The organism is Streptomyces sp. NPDC050856 (assembly GCF_040653855.1).
Lineage (GTDB): Bacteria > Actinomycetota > Actinomycetes > Streptomycetales > Streptomycetaceae > Streptomyces.
Genome location: NZ_JBFAGV010000064.1, coordinates 1 through 5,388 on the forward strand (window position 1 = coordinate 1; position 5,388 = coordinate 5,388).

The following is a 5,388-nucleotide window of genomic DNA, read 5'->3' on the forward strand; positions in this document are numbered from 1 at the left end:
CCAAGGTCGGCGAGCGGGTCGACGTCGACGACCCCTGGGGCTACGGCCGCTCCCTGGAGTGGGCGACCTCCTGCCCGCCGCCCCGCCACAACTTCCTCACCCTGCCGCAGATCCGCTCCGAGTCCCCCGCCTTCGACCTGCACCACCCGGCCATCTCCGGTCTGGCGCAGATGGAGAACGCGGGGCGCCGGGACGTCGTCGAACCCACCAAGGACGACATCCCGTGACGGCGGACCCGCCCACCGCCCGGGACACGGCGGCGGGCATCGCGCGGCTGGAGGGCTATCTGCTGTGCCAGGCCGAGCTGCGCAGGGCCCGCGAGGAGGCCGAGTCCTTCGCCCAGCGGCTGCCCTGGCTGACCACCGCCCAGCGGGAGGACGTGGTCCACCACTACGCCCAGGAGCGCGTCGAGCTCTCCAAGGAGGTGCTGCGCGCGGTGACGGCGCGCTGCGCCGAACTGCGTGAGGAGTACACCGCCCGCTACGAGGAGCTGCGCGGCCGGCTGCTGCGGCTGAGCGCCGCTTCCCTGGTGGTCTGCGCCGCCATGCTCGCCGGTACGTGGCTGGGCGTCGCGCGGCTGCGCGGCTGACCCGGGGGAGCCCCGGCGCTCAGTGCGGTACGCGGGCGATCAGCAGCGCCACGTCGTCGTCGTCGCCCGGGTGGCGAAGCTCGCGCAGGAGGCGGTCACAGGCGTCCTCCAGGGAGCTGCCCGGCGAGCCGGCCGGGCAGCCGCGCAGCACGTCCAGCAGGGCTCCCAGCCGGGCGTCGATGTCCTCGTCCCGGGTCTCGACCAGGCCGTCGGTGTAGAGGACCAGCCGGTCGCCGGGGGCCAGGTCGACGGTCACGGCGTGGAAGGCGATGCCGCCGACGCCCAGCGGCGCCCCCGTCGGCAGGTCCAGCAGCCGGGGCGGGCCGTCCTCGGGAGCCAGCACCGGCGGCAGGTGGCCGGCGGTGCACAGGCAGCACTGGTGACGGCCCGGGTCGTAGACGGCGTAGACACAGGTGGCGATGCACGGGTCCAGACCGGCGGTGATCCCGTCGAGGTGCCGCAGCACCTCGGACGGGTCCAGGTCCAGCCGGGACAGGGTCTGGGTGGCGGTGCGCAGCCGGCCCATGGCGGTGGCGGCGCTGATGCCGCTGCCCATCACATCGCCCACCACCAGCGCGGTGCGCTCGCCGCGCAGCGGGATGATGTCGAACCAGTCACCGCCGACCTCGTAACCGGAACCGGCCGGCTGGTAGCGGGAGGCGACCTCCAGCCCCACCAGGCGGCCCGGCTTCTGCGGCAGCATGCTGCGCTGGAGGGTGAGCGCGGTGTCCCGCTGCTGCCGGTACAGCCGGGCGTTGTCGATGCAGACCGCCGCCCGGGCGGCCAGCTCGGACGCCAGCAGCTTGTCGTCCTCGGTGAACGGCAGCGCGTTGCGGGCCCGCTTGAGGTCCAGGGCGCCCAGCACCTCGCCCCGGGCGATCAGCGGCACGGCCAGGTACGAGTGGACCCCGGCCCGTCCCAGCAGCTCCGCCGCGTGGCGGTCACGGGCGATGCACGACAGGTCCTCCTCGCCGGCGTACGGCACCATGACCGGCCGCCCGGTGCGCACACAGCGCGTGACCAGCCGGTCGGCGCCGTAACGGGCGGGCTCGCCGGGCCGGTCGGCGGCGTCCACCGCGACGGTCGGATAGGCGGCGGCGACGGCCAGCGCCCGGAACACGGCCGGGCTCCCCTCGTCCGGCAGCCGGCCGGTGCGCCCCTCCAGCACCGTGTCGAGGATGTCCACGGCCGCGAGGTCGGCCAGCGCGGGCACGGCGACGCCGGCGAGCTCCCGCGCGGTCTGCTCCAGGTCCAGCGTGGTGCCGATGCGCACGGACGCGTCCGCGACCAGCGCCAGGCGGTCCCGGGCCCGGTCGGCCTCGATGGACGCGCGGTAGCGGTCGGTCACGTCGATCACCGAGACGGCCAGCCCCAGCACCCGGCCGCCGACGTCCTCCAGCCGGTACAGCGACACCGACCAGGCGTGCTCGGTGTCCGGATCGGCGAGGGTGCGGCCCACGAGCTGGCGGTCCAGCAGCGGTTCCCCGGTCTTCAGTACGTGCTCCATCTCCGCCACGGTCCGCTCGGCGTCCAGGAACGGCAGGACGTCCGGGGCCCGCCGCCCGAGGTGCTGCTCGGCGGGCATCCCGTTCATCCGCTCCAGGGCGCCGTTGACCGCCACGTACCGCAGGTCGGTGTCCAGCACGGACAGCCCGATCGGCGCCTGGTCCACCAGCCGCACCGACAGCGCCAGGTCCCGCTCGACCTTGCGCAGCGTCGCCTGGTCCGAGGTCAGCCCCAGGGCGTAGGACTCGCCCCGGTCGTCCAGCAGCCGCATGTTGCGGAACTCCAGCATCCGGGTGCCGCCGTCCCGGTGCCGGACGGGGAAGACCCCCGACCAGCTCTCGCCGCTGCTCATCACCCGCTCGAACAGCCGGATCACCGTCTCGAAGTGCTCCTCGTCGATCAGCAGCCGGGCGCCGTACCGGCCCAGGGCCTCCTCGGCGGGGTAGCCGAGCAGCCGCTCGGCCTGCGGGCTCCACAGCACGATCCGCCCGTCGGCGTCGAGCACGACGGCGGCGACCCCCAGCACGTCCAGCAGTCCCCCGGCCGGCGACGGCCCGGCCTCCGCCGGGCCGGCCCGGCTCACCGGCCCCGCCCCGTCGTAGGGCCCGGCGGACCATACCGGCCCGGCGGCACGAGCGGCACCCGGCCCGGCCGGGGAGCCGGCGCCGGGGGCGGGCCCGGCCGCGCGGGGTCCAGGGGATCCCTCAGCACCGCCCATGGCCGCTCCTTCCCGCTGTCACCGCGCACCGCTGCGTCCGGTCCTCCGGTCCGGTCGCGTCCCTCCGCTGGGCGACGGGTGTACCCATGGTCTCTCCACAACGGCGGACACCGCAGCTCCGCTCCCCCGTGCGGTCGGCCGGACACCGTGCGCTTCCCCATGGCCACCGGCGCCGATCCCGGTCGGTACTCTGAGGGGCGTCGCGGAAACGTGTCCCACCACCTCACCCGTACGGTGCAGTTGCTTCCGTCGGCATCGGGTTGGCGCGCAGGATCGATCGGGATTATCGGGGGGTTGGTGCTCAGGTGCTGGTGGCGGATCGGTACCGGTTGGAGTCACCCATCGGGCGCGGCGCCATGGGCGAGGTCTGGCGGGCCACGGACGAGGTGCTCGGGCGCCCGGTGGCCGTCAAGCTCATGCTCGGTGACGACTCCGACTCCGAGGCGGCCGCGCGGTTCCGGCTCGAAGGGCAGACGGCGGCCCGGCTGAGCCACCCGCACGTCGTGGCGGTGTTCGACTTCGGGGCCTGGGAAGGCCGCTTCTACCTGGTCATGGAGTTCGTCGAGGGCCGGAGCCTGGCCCAGGAGCTGACCGCCGCCGGCCGGCTGCCGGCCCGCCGGGTGGCCGCCGTCGCCGCCCAGACGGCCGCCGGGCTGGTCTCCGCGCACCGGCAGGGCATCGTGCACCGGGACATCAAGCCCGGCAACCTCATGTCGGACGCCGACGGGACGGTCAAGCTCGGTGACTTCGGCATCGCCCGGTTCCTGGACGACCCGGCCGCCGCGTTGACCACGGCGGGCCAGATCGTCGGCACGAGTCTGTACCTGGCGCCCGAGCGGGCCCTGGGGCGGCCGGCCGGCCCGGCGTCGGACGTGTACTCGCTGGGCTGTGTGCTGTACCAGCTGCTGACCGGACGCCCGCCGTTCCAGGCCGACACCGCGACCGGGACGCTCTACCAGCACATCGACACCGCTCCGGTGCCGCCGCGGCGGCAGGGCGCCGATGTGCCGCCCGCGTTCGAGAACTACCTGCTGGGCATGCTGGCCAAGCAGCCCGAGGACCGGCCCACCGCGCAGCAGGTGGCGGAGTGGTTCGGCTCCGGCGCGTGGCAGGGCCGCGCCGAGCCCCTGCCCGAGCCCGCACCGGTGTCCCACGCCGCACCGGGGGCGCACGCCGCGCGGCGGCCCGCACCGGCGTCCCACGCCGCGCCGCGTCCCGGCCCGGCCGCGCCGGCCGCGTACGGCACCGGCCCCATGCCGAGCCCGGCGCCGCGGTCCGCCGCCGGGACCACCTACGCGCTGCCGGCCACCGGCCGGGCCCCGGGGGGCGGCCGGGGACGGCGCTCCGCGCCCGCGCAGCCGTCCGGCGCCCGGCAGTTCGTCCGGCGCCGCCCGAGGGTGGCCAGCGCCATCGCCGGCACCGTCGCCTTCCTCGGCGCGGTACTGGTCGGGATGGCGTGGTTCGCGCCCGACAGCACCTCGGCGGGGACGCCGCAGGTGGAGCGGACCGCGCCGGCCAACCCCTGAACCGGCCGGGGCGGGGTGGCCCGGAAGGCGGCCGGGCCGTTCAGGTCTCCGGGGTCAGGGTGGGCATCTCGCCCTCGGTGGTGTTGATGTCGATCACCGAGAACACCGCGCCCTGCGAGTCGCTCAGCGTCGCGAACCGGCCGAACGGACTGCTCGTCGGGGCGAAGAGCACCTGCCCGCCGCGCTCGGTGGCCCGCACGACGGCCGCGTCGCAGTCGTCCACCGTGAAGTGGACGTTGATGAAGGGCGGCACCTCGGGCGGGAAGTCCTCCGGCATCCGCATCCGGCCCAGCACGGTGTCGCCGCCGACGTCGTAGACCTTGAAGTCCATCGGGCCGGCGTCCATCCGCTTCACGTGGTACGGGAAGACGGCGGGGAAGAAGGCGTCCGACTTCTCCGGCTCGCGGGTGCAGATCTCGGCCCAGCAGTACGCGCCGGGCTGCGCCAGCGCCTCGAAGCCCTCGTGGGTGCCGGCCTGCCACACGCCGAACACCACTCCGCCCGGGTCGCGGGCCAGCACCATGGAGCCGAAGTCGGCGACCCGCATCGGCTCCATCAGGACCTCGCCGCCGTTGTCGCGGACGAGGCCCGCGGTGACCGCGACGTCCGGCGAGGCCAGGTACAGGCACCAGGCCGACGGGACGTCCTGCCCGGGCATCGGCGGCACCACGGCGGCGACCGCCTTGCCGTCGGCGTAGGCCTGGGTGTAGTCGCCGTACTCCGACCGCGCCTCGCCGAAGGTCCAGCCCAGCACGGAGCCGTAGAAGTCCTTGGCGCCGTCCACATCGGTGAACATCGCGTCCGCCCAGCAGGGCGTGCCCTCGGGTGATATGGCCATGGCTCGGTCTCTTCTCGCTCGACGCGTGTGCGACATGCCTCGTATGCCACGCTATCGAGCTGTCCCCGGCCCCGCGCGCCGAAGCCGGGCGCGGGGCCGCGGCCCGGCCCCGCCCCGCCCCCCCCCCCCGGGGGGGGGGGGCGGCCCCCCCCCCCCCCCCCCCGCCCCCGGGCCCCCAAATTAATCCCGGGGGGGGGCCGGCGGCCGGGGC

General features: G+C 75.5%; 4 protein-coding genes and 1 pseudogene. 3 read left to right on the forward strand and 2 right to left on the reverse strand.

Annotation, left to right across the window (positions count from 1 at the left end; genetic code table 11):
- Both AB0H53_RS28950 and AB0H53_RS28955 read left to right on the forward strand, forming a co-directional pair.
- A pseudogene (locus AB0H53_RS28950) lies at nucleotides 1–227 on the forward strand (cytochrome ubiquinol oxidase subunit I); the annotation flags it as partial.
- Nucleotides 224–589 carry a hypothetical protein gene (locus AB0H53_RS28955; RefSeq protein ID WP_362119590.1) on the forward strand — a complete coding sequence of 122 codons (366 nt, stop codon included), beginning with the start codon at nucleotides 224–226 and terminating at the stop codon, nucleotides 587–589. The pseudogene AB0H53_RS28950 and the gene AB0H53_RS28955, both read left to right, overlap by 4 nt.
- Nucleotides 590–608: 19 nt before the next feature.
- Here AB0H53_RS28955 and AB0H53_RS28960 read toward each other — a convergent pair whose 3' ends face one another.
- Entirely contained in the window at nucleotides 609–2,678 is a 2,070-nt protein-coding gene (locus AB0H53_RS28960) for a SpoIIE family protein phosphatase (RefSeq protein WP_362119593.1), read from the reverse strand.
- Nucleotides 2,679–3,142: 464 nt separating this feature from the next.
- Between AB0H53_RS28960 and AB0H53_RS28965 the strand changes: the two genes are divergently transcribed.
- Nucleotides 3,143–4,339: a protein kinase gene (locus AB0H53_RS28965; RefSeq protein WP_362119596.1), complete on the forward strand. Its 1,197-nt coding sequence runs from the start codon at nucleotides 3,143–3,145 to the stop codon at nucleotides 4,337–4,339.
- A gap of 40 nt (nucleotides 4,340–4,379) precedes the next feature.
- Here AB0H53_RS28965 and AB0H53_RS28970 read toward each other — a convergent pair whose 3' ends face one another.
- Nucleotides 4,380–5,177, reverse strand: a complete 798-nt coding sequence (locus AB0H53_RS28970; protein ID WP_362119599.1) for a VOC family protein — start codon at nucleotides 5,175–5,177, stop codon at nucleotides 4,380–4,382.
- Nucleotides 5,178–5,388 lie beyond the last annotated feature (211 nt).

Coding starts and splice junctions, on each gene's coding strand:
- AB0H53_RS28970 (WP_362119599.1), bottom strand. CDS start 5,177: ATGGCCATATCACCCGAGGGCACGCCCTGCTGGGCGGACGCGATGTTC.